The organism is Natronococcus roseus (assembly GCF_043677095.1).
GTDB lineage: Archaea > Halobacteriota > Halobacteria > Halobacteriales > Natrialbaceae > Natronococcus > Natronococcus roseus.
The window spans coordinates 451,312-465,346 of sequence record NZ_JBHLJR010000001.1; the positions used below are offsets into that span (position 1 = coordinate 451,312).

14 protein-coding genes and 1 pseudogene are annotated in these 14,035 nt (G+C 66.3%); 11 read left to right on the plus strand and 4 right to left on the minus strand.

The window, feature by feature from the left end; genetic code table 11:
• Positions 1–226 precede the first annotated feature (226 nt).
• The gene (locus tag ACFEMD_RS02360) at positions 227–1,495 is read right to left on the minus strand and encodes a molybdopterin molybdotransferase MoeA (RefSeq protein ID WP_394739276.1); all 1,269 of its coding nucleotides are present in this window, start codon (positions 1,493–1,495) and stop codon (positions 227–229) included.
• A 119-nt stretch (positions 1,496–1,614) separates the two neighbouring features.
• Here ACFEMD_RS02360 and ACFEMD_RS02365 point away from each other — a divergent pair, with 119 nt between their 5' ends.
• From ACFEMD_RS02365 to ACFEMD_RS02385, 5 genes are all read left to right on the plus strand, one after another.
• A complete protein-coding gene (locus tag ACFEMD_RS02365) occupies positions 1,615–1,983 on the plus strand; it encodes an Hsp20/alpha crystallin family protein (protein ID WP_394739277.1) in 369 nt (122 codons plus the stop codon).
• 66 nt (positions 1,984–2,049) lie between these two features.
• Positions 2,050–3,657: an ABC1 kinase family protein gene (locus tag ACFEMD_RS02370; RefSeq protein WP_394739278.1), complete on the plus strand. Its 1,608-nt coding sequence runs from the start codon at positions 2,050–2,052 to the stop codon at positions 3,655–3,657.
• 57 nt (positions 3,658–3,714) lie between these two features.
• Entirely contained in the window at positions 3,715–4,782 is a 1,068-nt protein-coding gene (locus tag ACFEMD_RS02375) for a hypothetical protein (RefSeq protein WP_394739279.1), read from the plus strand.
• Positions 4,783–4,917: 135 nt separating this feature from the next.
• On the plus strand, positions 4,918–5,337 hold the full coding sequence (locus ACFEMD_RS02380) for a DUF2178 domain-containing protein (RefSeq protein WP_394739280.1): 420 nt from the start codon (positions 4,918–4,920) through the stop codon (positions 5,335–5,337).
• Positions 5,338–5,343: 6 nt separating this feature from the next.
• Positions 5,344–5,547 carry a helix-turn-helix transcriptional regulator gene (locus ACFEMD_RS02385; protein ID WP_394739281.1) on the plus strand — a complete coding sequence of 68 codons (204 nt, stop codon included), beginning with the start codon at positions 5,344–5,346 and terminating at the stop codon, positions 5,545–5,547.
• A 471-nt stretch (positions 5,548–6,018) separates the two neighbouring features.
• Here ACFEMD_RS02385 and ACFEMD_RS02390 read toward each other — a convergent pair whose 3' ends face one another.
• Positions 6,019–7,884: a multicopper oxidase family protein gene (locus ACFEMD_RS02390; RefSeq protein WP_394739282.1), complete on the minus strand. Its 1,866-nt coding sequence runs from the start codon at positions 7,882–7,884 to the stop codon at positions 6,019–6,021.
• Between the two features lie 382 nt (positions 7,885–8,266).
• Between ACFEMD_RS02390 and ACFEMD_RS02395 the strand changes: the two genes are divergently transcribed.
• Positions 8,267–9,370 (plus strand): aminotransferase class I/II-fold pyridoxal phosphate-dependent enzyme, encoded by a 1,104-nt coding sequence (locus ACFEMD_RS02395; RefSeq protein WP_394739284.1) that lies wholly within the window; start codon positions 8,267–8,269, stop codon positions 9,368–9,370.
• A 28-nt stretch (positions 9,371–9,398) separates the two neighbouring features.
• Here ACFEMD_RS02395 and ACFEMD_RS02400 read toward each other — a convergent pair whose 3' ends face one another.
• On the minus strand, positions 9,399–9,944 hold the full coding sequence (locus ACFEMD_RS02400; protein WP_394739285.1) for a hypothetical protein: 546 nt from the start codon (positions 9,942–9,944) through the stop codon (positions 9,399–9,401).
• A 152-nt stretch (positions 9,945–10,096) separates the two neighbouring features.
• Between ACFEMD_RS02400 and ACFEMD_RS02405 the strand changes: the two genes are divergently transcribed.
• From ACFEMD_RS02405 to ACFEMD_RS22035, 3 genes and pseudogenes are all read left to right on the plus strand, one after another.
• Positions 10,097–10,471: a translation initiation factor IF-5A gene (locus ACFEMD_RS02405; protein WP_278301700.1), complete on the plus strand. Its 375-nt coding sequence runs from the start codon at positions 10,097–10,099 to the stop codon at positions 10,469–10,471.
• Positions 10,471–11,322 carry an agmatinase gene (gene speB / locus ACFEMD_RS02410; protein ID WP_394739286.1) on the plus strand — a complete coding sequence of 284 codons (852 nt, stop codon included), beginning with the start codon at positions 10,471–10,473 and terminating at the stop codon, positions 11,320–11,322. The genes ACFEMD_RS02405 and speB overlap by 1 nt, the downstream gene beginning before the upstream one ends.
• Before the next feature lie 326 nt (positions 11,323–11,648).
• Positions 11,649–11,717: pseudogene (locus ACFEMD_RS22035) on the plus strand (hypothetical protein); the annotation flags it as partial.
• Between the two features lie 142 nt (positions 11,718–11,859).
• Here ACFEMD_RS22035 and ACFEMD_RS02415 read toward each other — a convergent pair.
• Complete coding sequence (locus tag ACFEMD_RS02415) at positions 11,860–12,765, minus strand: acetamidase/formamidase family protein (protein ID WP_394739287.1); 906 nt, start codon at positions 12,763–12,765, stop codon at positions 11,860–11,862.
• 102 nt (positions 12,766–12,867) lie between these two features.
• On the opposite strand from ACFEMD_RS02415, the gene ACFEMD_RS02420 reads away from it, so the two are divergent.
• Positions 12,868–13,062 carry a cold-shock protein gene (locus ACFEMD_RS02420; protein WP_005556387.1) on the plus strand — a complete coding sequence of 65 codons (195 nt, stop codon included), beginning with the start codon at positions 12,868–12,870 and terminating at the stop codon, positions 13,060–13,062.
• Between the two features lie 94 nt (positions 13,063–13,156).
• Entirely contained in the window at positions 13,157–13,819 is a 663-nt protein-coding gene (locus ACFEMD_RS02425) for a class I SAM-dependent methyltransferase (protein ID WP_394739289.1), read from the plus strand.
• Positions 13,820–14,035 lie beyond the last annotated feature (216 nt).

Consider the following 14,035-nt stretch of genomic DNA (forward strand, 5'->3'; position numbering starts at 1 on the left):
CTCGCACTATTCGCATGGTCAGTGGGGCCGCCGGTCCCACTCGACTCCAACAATCTACGCTAAAAAGCCGCTCGCTCCCGTTGGTCGCTCGCGGGTGCCGTGCTTGAGCCGCACCGCAGCGGTATCGCCTTCGCCTGTACTGAATGCGAGTTCACGGCTACCGCTGAATAACGAAACCGTACTACCAACTACTGATAGCGATTCGACGGCGTGAGGGGCCGGACGGTCAGGGGTGTGACTCCCAGTCCTGGACCGCGACCGTCTCACCCTCGGCGATCCCCTCGAGCCCGTCGTCGACGACGACCCAGCCGTCGGCCAGGGCGACGCTCGAGAGCACGCCCGACCCGCTGGCTCGCGTCGGCGTCGCCGCGAACGCGGGGCCGTCCTCGCCCTCGCGCTCCTCGAGCTGGACCCGCGCGAACGTTCGGGTGCCGGGTTCGCTGGGGATCTTGCGCTCGAGGACGGCCGGCGTGGTCGGGTGGGGGTCGGGCGTCGTCCCCTCGAGCCGGCGCAGCGTTGGCCGGAGGAACTGGACGGCGTTGACGATGCAGGCGACGGGGTATCCCGGGAGCGCGAGGACGGGTGTCTCCTCGACGATTCCGAGACAGACGGGGTGGCCGGGTTTGAGTCCGACGCCGTGGACGAGCACCTCGCCGATCTCGTCGATCACTTCGGGTAGCAGGTCCCGCTCGCCCACGGAGGAGCCGCCGGTGGTGACGACGACGTCCTTCGTCAGGTCGCGCTGGATCGCCACCCGCAGCGACTCGGCGTCGTCGGTGACGACGTCCCGATAGGTCGCGTCGGCCCCCCAGCGCTCGACCATTCGCGAGACGGTGAGCCCGTTGGTCTCGATGACCTCGCCGGGCCCGGGGTCGGTCTCGACGAGCTCCTCGCCGGTCGGGATCACGCCGACGGTCGGCCGCTGGGCGACCTCGAGGCGGCCGTAGCCGACCGACCGCAACAGCCCGAGATCGGAGGGGCGCAGCCGGTGGCCGGCCTCGTACAGCCCCTCGCCTTCCGCGACGTCCTCGCCGATCGGGGCGACGTTCTCCCCTTCGGCGACGGCGTCGCCGACCTCGAGCTCGCCGACGTCCGCGAGCTCCTCGACGTGTTCGATCATCACGACGGCGTCGGCGCCGTCGGGCAGCGCGCTGCCGGTGTGGACCCGGACGGCCGTCTCGGGACCGACCGACCCGTCGCGGTCGCCGATCCGCAGCACCTCGGGGGATCGATCGGACGCGCCGAAGGTGTCCCCCGCTCGGACGGCGTAGCCGTCCATCGCCGCCCGTTGGTAGTGCGGGACGTTTCTCGCGGCCGTGATCGGTGCCGCCAGCACCCGCCCGTCGGCTCGCTCGAGCGATACCGTCTCTGTGCCGGTCGGCGGGTCGTCGACGTCGCTCTCGACGGCCGCCTCGGTGAGAATTCGGCGCGCCTCGTCGACGGGCGTTCGCTCCTTGAACCCCGCCTCCTTGCGCTCGCTGTCGGCTCCTTCCATACGCTGACTCGGGTCGGCGGGACCCAAAAGGGTACGGGACGCCGCCTCGGGGTCCCGGCGCTCGCCCGGAATCGACCGCTACCGCGGGGTTTTTCGTACCCGCGTTCGAACCCACGACCATGTCAACGCTGCGCGACGCGTTGCGGGACCTCTCGGACGACGTTTTCTTCGATCTGCTCGAGAGCGACGACGCGTACCTCCTCGTATTGGACGTTCCCGGCGCCACGCCGGAGTCGGTCTCCGTCTCGGTCACCGAGGAGACGATCGCCATCGAGGCGCGCCGCGAGAAGCTCGACGACAGGGAGTACCGGTACCTCGAGGAGAACCGGCCGCTCCTGCTCGACGTCGAGCTGCCGCTCCCCGACGACGCCGCGAGCGAGACGGCGACGGCCGTCGAACGCGGCGTCCTCGAGCTGACCGTTCCGAAGCGCCCGGCGGACGGCGGCGAGACGCCACTGGATTCTGTCGAGCGCGAGAACGCGGGGTGACCGAGGCTGGCAACACTCCGCGCGTACCGCCGGTTCGTCGTCGTCGCCTGGCAGTTCCTGCCGCTTTTGATCGCGTACGCCCGCGATCGCCGCCGGTTCCTGCTGTTCGGCCGACGTCGACGGGTCGACCCGGAGACGCGACGACGCCGCGCACAGACCCTGCTCGAGTCGCTACTGACTCTCGGACCGACGTTCATCAAGCTCGGCCAGCTCCTGTCGACCCGGCCCGACGTCCTGCCCCCGGAGTACATCGAGGAACTGGCCGCCCTGCAAGACGAGGTGCCGCCGGCCGACTGGCCCGAAGCCAAACAGGTTCTCGAGGACGAACTCGGCCCGCTCGAGGAGCGCTTCGCGGAGTTCGACACCGAGGCGATCAGCGGGGCGAGCCTCGGTCAGGTCTACCGCGCGCGGGTCGACGGCGATCCCGTCGCGGTGAAGATCCGTCGTCCGGAGATCGAGTCGCTGGTCGAGGCCGACCTGCGGGTCATCCGCTGGTCGCTGCCGCTTCTGTTGTACTTCGTCGACGAGTCCCGATCGTTCTCGCTCGAGAATCTCGCCGACGAGTTCGCGAAGACGATCCGCGAGGAGATGGACTACGAGCGAGAGGCGGCGATGCTGACCGAGATCCGCTCGAACTTCGCGAGCGACGACCGGATCCGTATTCCCGAGGTCCTCGAGAGCCACTCCGGGTCGCGCGTGCTCACGATGGAGTACGTTCCGGGGACGAAGATCAACGACGTCGAGGCGCTCGATCGGAAGGGGATCGACCGGAGCCAGGTCGCGGAGACCCTCCAGCGGGCGTACCTACAGATGATCATCGACGACGGCGTCTTCCACGCCGACCCCCACCCCGGCAACCTCGCGGTGACCGACGACGGGGCGATCATCTTCTACGACTTCGGGATGTCCGGCCGGGTCGACGAGTTCGTCCAGGGGAAGATCGTCGAGTTCTACGTCGCCGTCGCCAACCAGGATATCGACGCCATCCTGGACGCGCTGATCGAGGTCGGCACCCTGAGTCCCGACGCCGACCGGGCGGTGATGGCCGAGGTGATGGAGCTCGCGATCCAGGACGCCCGCGGACAGGAAATCGAGCAGTATCGCGTCCAGCAGATCGTCGGCCAGATCGAGGACTCGATCTACGAGTTCCCGTTCCGGCTGCCGAAGAACCTCGCGCTCGTTCTGCGGGTTGCGACCGTCGTCGAGGGGGTCTGTGTCACACTCGACGAGAACTTCGACTTCATCGACACCGCGACGGACTACCTGACCGAACAGGGCTACCGCGAAGAGTCCATCCGTCAGTACGCCGAACAGACGGGTCGCCAGCTCCGCGAGTCCGGCGAGTCGCTGACTCGACTCGCGCCCAAAACCGAGCGCACGCTGGACCGACTCGACCGGGACAACCTCTACGTTCGGATCGGCGTCGAGGACTCGGAGGGCGTCTTCGACAAGCTCGCGAAGCGACTCGTCTACGGCATGTTGCTGACGATGTCGCTGTTCTCGATGGGCGTGCTGTACGCGCTGGGGGCGCCGGAGGCGTCGATCGTCGCCGCCGTCCTCTCGGCGGTGCTGTTCGTCCAGCTCTACCGGTCGTTCCGCGAGGGTGGCGGGACGCTGCAGGCGAAGCCGCAGTTCACCCGCCAGAACCTCCGCCAGCGTCGACGCGAGGAGTGAGGCGGACGCGGTCGCCGCCACTACAACCTTCTTTCCGCTGGCCGCCGAGACCTACCTATGAGCTATGATCGGATCGCCGACCTGTCGCTGACGATCGACGACGTCTCGATGGCCCGCCTCGAGCGCGAGACCTCGAGCGGGTTCACCCGCGTCACCACCGAGTTCTCGTTCGAGGGGCCCGGGCCCGAGGGCGAGCCCGTCGAGGGACGAGGCGAGGACGTCACCTACGAGACCGAGGACCACGACGCACTCGCCGAGAGCGGGTTGCCCGATCTCACGGGCGAGTACACGATCGACTCCCTCTCGAGCCGACTCGCCGACCTCGATCTCTTTCCCGCGGGCGCGCCCGATCGCGAGGTGTTCCGGAACTACCGCCAGTGGGGGCTCGAGGCCGCCGCGCTCGACCTCGCGCTCCGCCAGGCCGGGACGGATCTGGCGTCGCGACTCGAGACCGAGTACGAGCCCGTCCGCTTCGTCGCCAGCACGCGACTCGGCGACGACCCTTCCACTGATCGGGTCGAGGCACTGCGCGAGGCGGTTCCGGGTCTCGAGTTGAAGCTCGATCCGACTCCCGAGTGGGACGCCGCGCTGGTCGAGGAGCTGGCGGCGATCGACGCCGTCCGCATCCTCGACCTGAAGGGCCAGTACAGCGGCACCGAGGTCGACGTCGAGGTCAGCCCGGAACTGTACGAACGCCTGATCGAGGGCTTTCCGGACGCCGTGCTCGAGGACCCCGCGCTCGAGGCAGGTACAGAAGAGCTGTTCGAGGACGAGGCCGTTCGCTCGCGAACCTCCTGGGACGCACCGATTCACGGCCTCGAGGACGTCCAAGAGCTGCCCTGGGAGCCCGAGTGGCTCAACATCAAACCCTCCCGCTTTGGCTCGCTCGAGTCGCTGCTCGAGACGATCGACTACTGCCAGGAACGCGGGATGACGCTGTACGGCGGCGGGCAGTTCGAACTCGGCGTCGGGCGGGGACAGCTCCAGGCGCTGGCCTCGGTGTTCTACCCCGACACGCCCAACGACGTCGCGCCGGGCGCGTACAACGATCCCGAGGTGACCGGCGAGTTGCCCGCGAGTCCGCTCGAGCCGCCCGCCGATCTCGAGGGCTTTCGCTGGTCCTGAGGCGACGAGGAAGGGCTCGGTTCGCCTGTTCTCCACCGGATTCCGTCCGGATCTGCTGAAATAGCCGATCTCCGAACAGCCGGTAGTTTTACTACCGTCTGTAAAGTACGCTTTACTGTAAAAGATGCTTTACACATGAACATCACCCGCAACTCGGTCAGTATCGGCAAGCGGGCGTACGAACGGACTGTCTGGATACTGGTGGGTCTCGGCTGTCTCGGCCTCTGGTCGGGAATCTACCTCGATGCGCAACTCGCCGGAACGATCACCTACCTCGTGGCAGCCTGGGCCGCGATGGGGCTCGCGTTCGGCTTACCGCGCGTTACCGAGACTAAATTGTCCGACGAACGCGACGAAGCACATCACAACCGCGCCAGCGGTCTCATGTTTTCGATCGCGGCGATCGCAACGGTCAGCGTCGTTCCGGCGCTCTACGTTCTCGACGCCGGCGGATACTTTACCATCACGTCGACGATGTGGGGCGGGATCTACGTTCTGTCGGCTCTCGCGCTCCTCTACGGGCTCTGCTACGGAATCGTACTCTGGCGCAACTAACGATCTATGGAAAATCAAGTTACGAAGCGTCGGGAAGAACGCGAGTTGAGCCAAGGTGAACTTGCCAAAGCTGTCGGCGTGACCCGGCAGACTATCAACTCGATCGAGCGCGAACGGTACGATCCATCGCTGGAACTGGCCTTCAAGCTGGCGGCGTACTTCGACTGTCGCGTCGACGATCTGTTCGATCCGGACCTCGGCGGCGAGTAACCCGATACGCCCCTCGCGAACGCCGGAGTCGCAGAGAGCGCTCCGGGGCCTCCGGCCTCGGGCCGACACTGGATCGATTCGCTTCGTCCCGATCGTCGGTACGAGCGAGGCTTTCCTCGGAATCCCTCGTTCTGGTGATCGAGGTGATCGAGTCGGGCCCGAGCAGTTCGCACACGAGCACGACGAGGGGATTGTTCTCTCCAGGTCCCGCGAGTGCCGTCTCTTCGGGAGAGGTACCCGCTGCCGGTGGTCTATCGAGAACGGAAGGCACGACTTCGCGTTCGAGTGTGTACTCTTCGGGCGGAACCCGCCTGTAGCCGCCCGATTCGTCGACGAAGACCGTCCAGTCGGACACGCCACCGGTTGCTTCGACCGTCACGTCGACGGTCCGTGGGCTGTCCGCACCGTCCGAACGCCCACCGGTTACAGAGATTCGAGGAGAAAGCTCACGACCTCAGTCGTGGGAGGAAGTCAGCCGCCGTGGCTCTCGTGGGTGTGGTCGTCGCCGTCCTCGGTCGTCGATTCTGTCTCGCCGTCTGCCGACGTGTCGTCGCCGTCCCCCTCCTCACCGGCTGATCGGGGACCGACCTCGAGCGGACGCATCATGTCGTGATCTTCGTGCTCGAGCATGTGGCAGTGCCACATGTACTCTCCCGTCTGATCGGTGAACAGCCCCTCGTACTCCCCGAAGTGGGCGATGATGTGAACGACTTCCGCAGGGTCGACGGTCACGACGTCGTTCCAGCCCAGTTCGTACGGCTCAGGGCTTTCGAGTGCGTCGAGATCGATCGTGTCCTCGTCCGGATCGTAGTCGCCAACCGGCTGTCGCCCGAGCACTTGGAAGTGGACGAGGTGGAGATGGACCGGGTGGGACATGCTGGTGTGGTTCGCCAGACTCCAGATTTCGGTGTCGCCGAGCGTCGGCGTCTCAGTAGTCGGGCCCATCATCGGGATGCCGGATGGTTCGTCCGCCGTGCCAAGCAAATGAAGCGCCCGGTCGTCCTCGTCGGTGTCGTGTGCGAGCGTCAGATACCGCTCGGTATCGACCGACTCGACGGGAAGTTCGGGAACCTGGGTCAGTTCACTCGGGAGGAAGCCGACGTCCGCGTCGTGCTCCTCGGTGTTCGTACTGCTCTCGCCGTCCGTGTCGTTCGATTCGGAATCGGCAACCTCTACGAGCATCACCTCGTGGAGCGGGACGACGTCGTCGCTTTCGTCACCGTCGTCATCGTCACCGCCGTCACCGCGATACATCGCAGGCGCGTCGTTGTGCAACAGCACCGTCTCGCCGGCGTAGTCGGAGAAATCGACGACGACGTCGGCCCGTTGGCTCGAACCGAGCTCGAGCCGGTCCTCGAGTTCGACCGGTTCCGGGAGGAGTCCCCCGTCGTTTCCGATCAGGACGAACGGAGGGCCGTCGGCTCCCGTTTCGTCCGCCGATTCGTCGTACTCTACGAGCTCGAGACGGTAGAACCGACTGTTCGACGCATTGAGAATCCGAAGTCGGTAGGGACGGGGTTCTACCGACAGCCGGGGCCAGGCTTTCCCGTTGACGACCGGCGTATCGCCGTAGAACTCCGGTACGACAGTTGGGTCGGGGTGGGAGTCGTCGCTGCCGCCTTGCTCGTCCGCCACGGCCGCCGGGTAAAACAGCGAGCCGTCCTCTTCGAAGCTCCGATCCTGGATGGCGAGTGGAATCTCGTACTCGCCGTCCGGGAGGTCGAGCCCCCGTTCGTGGTCGTTTCGAAGGAGGTAAAACCCCGCCAAACCGGCGTAGGCGTTGAGACGCGTGATCCCCTTCGCGTGGTCGTGGTACCACATCGTCGATGGGGGCTGCTCGTTGGCGTAGTAGTAATCCTTCTGCTCGAAGGCGGGCCCCGTCTCCTCGAAATCACGGGTAAACCAGGCCTGTGCGTTCCCGTCGCTCTCGGCCTCGACGTTGCCTCCGTGGAGGTGCGTTACGGTGTGGACGCCCGACGTATCGTACGGAACCACGTCGGCGTGCAGGGTCGTATCGACGGGCAGGAGGTGTTCGTCCGGCAGGTCGTTTTTCCACCGAACGTAGATCGGCTCACCCTGTTCGGCCTCGATCGTCGGTCCGGGATACTGGCCGTCGTACCCCCAGACGGTCGTCGGCGGCAGGTCGCTGTGAAGTCGCTGCTCGACCTCTCGCATCTCTACCTCGTAGTAGGGCTGTCCCTCCTTCGTCCCCGACGGCTCGAGAACTTCCGGGCGGGGAACCTCGTCGGCCCACTTCTCGAGTTCGGGTGAGGAGTGGTCGATGATCGTTGCTCCCGTCTCCGCTACGTCCTCCGACGACGGCTCTGGATCGTCCATCGTACACCCCGCAAACGCTGAAACCCCCGCGACACCAGTTGCAAGGATCAGTTTGCGCCGCGATAGCTCCCGTTCGGGACGCCCGGTGGAAAGGGGCATAACATACGGTGGTAAGAAAGCCCCCAATATACAGGGATTGACCGTTCCTACGGCGCTGGAATCGAAGCCGAACACGTTACCGGGCGATAATTCGACGTTCGTCCGAACCGAGGCTTCGACGATCGATCACGTGCCGAGCAACTGTACGGGTGGGAGAGAGACGAATCGGTGCTTCAGCCCCGTCGATCGACACTTGCTTGGGCCTCGTCCCCGCCCGATTCTCGAGGCCGACGGTCCGGCCGAACCACCAACCCGTATTACCCGCTCCCGCCAACCCCCGTACATGCAGATCGACACCTTCGGCCTCGAGCGCTGGTTCGCGGAGTACGAACACGACGCCGAGATCATGCTCGCCGAGAGCGGCGTCCGCAGCCTCTCGACGGATCGCTTCGACACCGATCCCGGCGAACTTGGGTACGTGATCCCGACGAACGGCGATCCCGACCTCCGGGTGCGGATCGCCGATCGCTACGATCGGGAGGCTAGCGAGGTCCTCTGCACGTGCGGCACCCAGGAGGCGAACTTCCTGGCGTTTCTCTCGGTGCTGCAGGAGCCGACGCTCGGCGCCGACGGCGCCTCGTCGTCCGGCTCTGCGTCGCGGAGCCCGCATGCCATCGTCGTCACGCCGACCTACCAGGCGCTGCACGCCGTCCCCGACGCCGTCGGCGAGGTGACTCGAGTCCCCCTCGAGCCGCCGTCCTGGGAACTCGACGTCGACGCCGTCGCCGACGCGATCCGACCCGAAACAAAACTACTCGTTCTGAACAACCCGAACAACCCCACCGGCAGGTACCACCCGCTCGAGACGGTCGAGGCGCTGTACGACCTCGCGGCCGACAACGACGCGTACCTGCTCTGTGATGAAGTCTACAGGCTGCTCGCCGAGGACCCGTTGCCACCCGTCGCGAGCCTCGGCCCGCGTGGCCTCTCGACCGCCAGCCTGTCGAAATCGTACGGGCTCGCCGGCCTGCGCTTCGGCTGGCTGGTCGGGAACGAGGATCTGCTCGAGACGGCCTGGAACTGGAAGGACTACACGACGATTTCCCCCTCGATCTTCGGTCAGCACGTCGCGAAGCAAGCTCTCGAGCAGGAAGACGAGATCCTCGCCGAAAATCGCGACCTCGTCGCCGATCACCGCAATCGAGTGCAGCAGTTTCTCGAGAAACACGACCTCGAATGGTACGACCCCGTCGGCGTCAACGGCTTCGTCACCGTTCCCGAGGGCTTCGAGCACGGCAAGGCGTTCTGTCGGGCGGTCCTCGAGGAGGGCGTCGTTCTCGCGCCGGGGGAGTTCTTCGGTCACCCGGACCGGTTCCGGATCGGGTTCGGGTTGCCGACCGAGAAACTGGAGGCGGGGTTGAGTCGGATCGAACGAGTGCTCGAGTAGCGACGGGTGGTACGTTGATAGCCGCCGACTACGACCGACACGGCTGCCACAGCGCCGCGACGGACTCGCCGTCGCCGTCGGCACGCTCGACGTCTCGCCGGAGGTCGAACGCCCGGTAGCGATCGTCCTCGAGCAGTTCGTCGGCCAGTCCTGCCGGCACCGTCACCCGCCGACACTCGCCCTCGACCAGCAGGCCGTCGGGACCGAACGTGAACTCGACGTCGTAGTACGCGACGCGCTCGTCGCGCTCACAGAGGACGGGATGGGCCGCTTCGAGCACGCTCGCAACGTACTCGAAGACGAGTTTCGTCCCCGGTGCGTCGGTCGTCCCGAGCTCGATCCGAACGTGCGGCGCGTAGACCGGGTCGTCGGCGTCTTCCTCGAGGACCTCGAGCCGACGAACCCTCGGCGCCCGCTCGAGGTGCGACCCCGTTCCCGGTCCCATCGACGCCGCGAGTCGGTCGTCGATCGCCGTCTCGAGCGGAGAGCGACGCCGCGACCGTCCGTATCGGACGAGCAGGACGCTCCCGACGAGCGCGACGACGAGCAGTGACGCCGCGAGCGCGGATCGCATCGGTGGTCAGTTCGACGGCCTCCTCCGAGGCGTTTTCGCTCCGAGCCGGATCGCCTCGGACGAGTCCGGGCGAACGGGGCGTGGTAGCGGGCTCCACCCGCTCGAGCGGCCATTCCAAACGGTTTATGGCCGTCGGTTGATTACCCGGCGATATGGCGAAACAGCAGCAAGAAGTTCGCGACCTCCAGGAAGGAAGCTACGTCGTCATCGACGACGCGGCCTGCAAGATCAACTCGTACTCGACGGCCAAGCCCGGTAAACACGGCAGCGCCAAGGCCCGCATCGAGGCCGAGGGCGTCTTCGACGGGAAGAAGCGCTCGCTGTCCCAGCCCGTCGACGCGAAGATCTGGGTCCCGATCGTCGAGCGAAAGCAGGGTCAGGTCGTCTCCGTCGACGGCTCGGACATGCAGGTGATGGACCTCGAGACCTACGAGACAATGACGATGCGCGTTCCCGACGACCAGGACGTCTCCCCCGACGAGAACATCGAGTTCCTCGAGATGGAAGAACAGCGAAAGATTATATAATGTTCCCCGGGGCGACCGACGAGCGCGAGCGAGCCGACGCGACGGGAAGGCCCGATCGCTCGGACGCGAACTTCGTGGTCGTCGGTGCGCCCCTGGACGCCTCGACGACCTTTCAGCCGGGGACCCGCTTCGGTCCCCGACGCATCCGCCACTTTTCCGAGACCTTTGACGACTACGACCACCGGACGGACCGGTACTTCTCGGAGCTGGGCGTCGTCGACCACGGCGACGTCCGCCCGTGGGACGACGTCGGCGAGTACCTCGAGTGGCTCGAGGGAACGGTCCGGGACGTCGTCTGGGACGACGCCGTTCCGCTCGTGTTGGGCGGCGAACACACCGTCACGCTCGCGGGCGTCCGCGCCGTCGAACCCGAGGCGCTGGTCGTCCTCGACGCCCACCTCGACCTCCGCGAGGAGTACGACGGCAACCCCCTCTCGCACGCCTGCGTCACCCGACGAATTCTCGAGGACGTCGACCGCGTCGAGGAGGCCGTCGTCCTCGGGGCCAGAACCGGCAGCGAGGCGGAGTGGGACCGGGCGAGCGAGGCCGACGTCACCGTAGTCCCGCCCGAGGACGTCGCCGACTGGGAGCCCGATCCGGCGCTGCTCGAGCGAGAGCTGTACTGCAGCGTCGATATCGACGCCGCCGATCCGGGCTACGCGCCGGGGACGGGGACCAAAGAGCCGTTCGGCCTCGAGCCCCGCGAGATGCGCGACGTCGTCCGCACCCTCGCACCCGCGGCGACTGGGTTCGACGTCGTGGAGGTCAACGACCGCGACGACGGACAGGCCGCGGCGCTGGCCGGGAAGCTCGTTCGGGAGTTCGTCTACGCCAGCTCGGCGTCGTCGTAACCGGTCGTGCGGATTCGTTCGGTCGTCGAGCCCACGACTCGATTCCGCCGAGCCATACTGGTGAGGGAGTGCGATTGAGACGTGTGTCACCTATAGTAGCCACTGAAAGTCAGTGCGCACCCGATCGCACGACGGCTGTGCGATCGGTGTGCAAACCGTTTCAGTTGTTACTATAGTATCGAGTATGCCAGAACCGGAAACGAACGATCCGAATCCGGACGTGATTTGGCATCTTCTCTCGGATCCGCGACGTCGAGTACGTATCGACGGCTGCACTCGATCGAGCGACGACGCTCGAAGCGCTCGCTCGCGGGATCGAGACGAGGATCGAAGGCGCTCCGCCAGGGGACGGGAAGCGGACGTCGTCGGAGCGACGCCGAATCGAGATCTCGCTCGCGCACGATCACCTCCCGCGGCTCGTCGACCGCGGCGTGATCGCGTACGATCCGTCGACTCTCGAGATCGTTCTGACGGCCGACTCCGAGACTCGCCGACTGCTCGAGGGGGTTCTCGAATCCGACGCGGCGGTTCGGTGAGCTAGAACGGCGAGTCGAGGTACGCCTTCGGCACCGCGTTGCGCGCGGTTACCAGCGGATCGACGACCTGGCTGATCTCGAGGCCGCCGACCAGACTCGAGAGCATGTAGGCGTCGGTCGCGTCCCAGCCGTGTTCGGCCGCGAGCAGTTCGACTGCATCGCGGTTTGCTAGCTTACAGGCTTCCTGCAGCGTCTCGGCGCTGGCGATCGTCTTCCAGGCGTCGGCCGTCTCGACCAGCGGCCGCTCGAGCCCCGGATCGGGATCCGAGACCACCTCGAGGGTGACGTCGATCTCGGTGGCGATCTCCGCGCCGGTGCCACACATCTCGCCGTCGGCCATCGCCGCCTTGCAGTCGCCCATCGCGAGCATCGCGCCCTCCTGGAACACCGGGAAGTAGGCGACGGAGCCTGCGGTCATGTCGGTCGTATCGAGGTTCCCGCCGTGGTCGTGGGGAACGAGCGTCGTGTACGACTCCGAGTCGGTCGCGACCCCGATCGTTCCGATCACGGGCGCGACGTCGACCTCGAGGTCGCCGAACGCGAGGGTGTCGCCCTCGACCGACAGCAACCGAGTTCTCGGCGACTCGATCCCCTCTTCGCCGTCGAGCAGGCCGAAGCCGCCGATGGTGATCACGCGGCCCTGCTCCTCGGTGAGACGGATTTCCTCGATCTCGACCCGGAGGACGTCGCCGGGCTCGGCTCCCTCGACCGCGATCGGTCCCGTCGCGGCGTTGACCTGCGAAGGGATCGACTCGATGACGTCCGCCTCCGTCCGGATCGTCCCGTCCAGGCTGTCCCTCGTCTCGATCGTCAACTCGGCGCCGGGCTCGACGGTCGTTACCGCCTCGAGGTCGGGGCTGAACTCGTACACTACGCCGTCGTCGTACGTGATTTGTTCACGTTGCATACACTACCTGTTCGAACGGGGAGGTCGTAAAACGGTCCCTCGGGTCGACCGGCGGGGGAACACCCCTCGGATATATATGGTCGGGGGCCGGAGTCAGAGGTGATGCCAACCGGAACGGTCGACTTCTTCAACGACACTGGCGGCTACGGCTTCATCGAGACCGACGAGATCGACGACGACGTCTTCTTCCACATGGAGGACGTCGGCGGCCCCGACCTCGAGGAGGGACAGGAGGTCGAGTTCGAGATCGAACAGGCGGACAAGGGTCCGCGCGCGAAGAACCTCACGCGCCTCTGATCGGATTCGATCGGGAGTTTCGATCCGCGGCGACGAGACGAACGAACAGCGGACGGCGAGCGATGCTGCTTCGGCGGCTCACGGGTTTTCTTCGATGAACTCCGACGACATTCACGACCGATGGGCGGAGCGAACGGGCGCGTACTCGCCGGCGTACTACGCACACTACGGTCCCAACGAGACGAGCGAACTGCTCGAGGCGATCATCGACCGTACCGTCGGTCCCGACGCCACCGTCCTCGAACTGGGCTGTAGCTCGGGGCGCCACCTCGCTCACCTCCACGACCACGGGTACGACGACCTCCACGGCGTCGACATCAACGAGTCGGCGTTCGAGGTGATGGAACGGGTCTACCCCGACCTCGCCGCCGCGGGGACGTTCACCCACGGCTCGCTCGAGGAGTTCGTCCGCGCCCACGAGACCGGACGGTTCGATGTCATCTATTCGGTCCAGACGCTCCAGCACCTTCCGCCCGAGGCGGAGTGGGTGTTCGACGAGCTGGTTCGGCTGACCAACTCGCTGCTCGTCACGGCCGAGACCGACGCCGACGAATCGACGGCCGACGCCGCGTCGTCCACCGCCACCGTCGCCGGTCCCGACTCGAGCGTGACCGACGTCCGCGACGTCGACGGCGTCCCCCTGTACGTCCGCGACTGGTCGCGGATGTTCGCCGACCGCGGCTGGGTCGAACTCGAGGACGAGGCGACCGTCCTCGACTATCATACGTTCAGAGCGTTTCGCCCGCCGACGGAGTAGCCCGCCGGGCGGGAGCGAGGGGTTTGAGCCACCCGTATAAAAGCGGCCTTGCGAGCGCACTGGATAGCTTCATACCCGCGACGGTCGAGAGCGTTCCCTTGCCTATGGTTCTCGTGTCTCGACTCCGGATGGGGGGAGATCGCCGCAGTCCGACCACGACGCCGCGCTCGAGCGGAGGCGGCCGACCGATCGGCTCGAGCCGTCCGAGCGGGCGAC

Coding starts and splice junctions, on each gene's coding strand:
- ACFEMD_RS02360 (WP_394739276.1), bottom strand. CDS start 1,495: ATGGAAGGAGCCGACAGCGAGCGCAAGGAGGCGGGGTTCAAGGAGCGA.
- ACFEMD_RS02365 (WP_394739277.1), top strand. CDS start 1,615: ATGTCAACGCTGCGCGACGCGTTGCGGGACCTCTCGGACGACGTTTTC.
- ACFEMD_RS02375 (WP_394739279.1), top strand. CDS start 3,715: ATGAGCTATGATCGGATCGCCGACCTGTCGCTGACGATCGACGACGTC.
- ACFEMD_RS02380 (WP_394739280.1), top strand. CDS start 4,918: ATGAACATCACCCGCAACTCGGTCAGTATCGGCAAGCGGGCGTACGAA.
- ACFEMD_RS02385 (WP_394739281.1), top strand. CDS start 5,344: ATGGAAAATCAAGTTACGAAGCGTCGGGAAGAACGCGAGTTGAGCCAA.
- ACFEMD_RS02390 (WP_394739282.1), bottom strand. CDS start 7,884: ATGGACGATCCAGAGCCGTCGTCGGAGGACGTAGCGGAGACGGGAGCA.
- ACFEMD_RS02395 (WP_394739284.1), top strand. CDS start 8,267: ATGCAGATCGACACCTTCGGCCTCGAGCGCTGGTTCGCGGAGTACGAA.
- ACFEMD_RS02400 (WP_394739285.1), bottom strand. CDS start 9,944: ATGCGATCCGCGCTCGCGGCGTCACTGCTCGTCGTCGCGCTCGTCGGG.
- ACFEMD_RS02405 (WP_278301700.1), top strand. CDS start 10,097: ATGGCGAAACAGCAGCAAGAAGTTCGCGACCTCCAGGAAGGAAGCTAC.
- speB (WP_394739286.1), top strand. CDS start 10,471: ATGTTCCCCGGGGCGACCGACGAGCGCGAGCGAGCCGACGCGACGGGA.
- ACFEMD_RS02415 (WP_394739287.1), bottom strand. CDS start 12,765: ATGCAACGTGAACAAATCACGTACGACGACGGCGTAGTGTACGAGTTC.
- ACFEMD_RS02420 (WP_005556387.1), top strand. CDS start 12,868: ATGCCAACCGGAACGGTCGACTTCTTCAACGACACTGGCGGCTACGGC.
- ACFEMD_RS02425 (WP_394739289.1), top strand. CDS start 13,157: ATGAACTCCGACGACATTCACGACCGATGGGCGGAGCGAACGGGCGCG.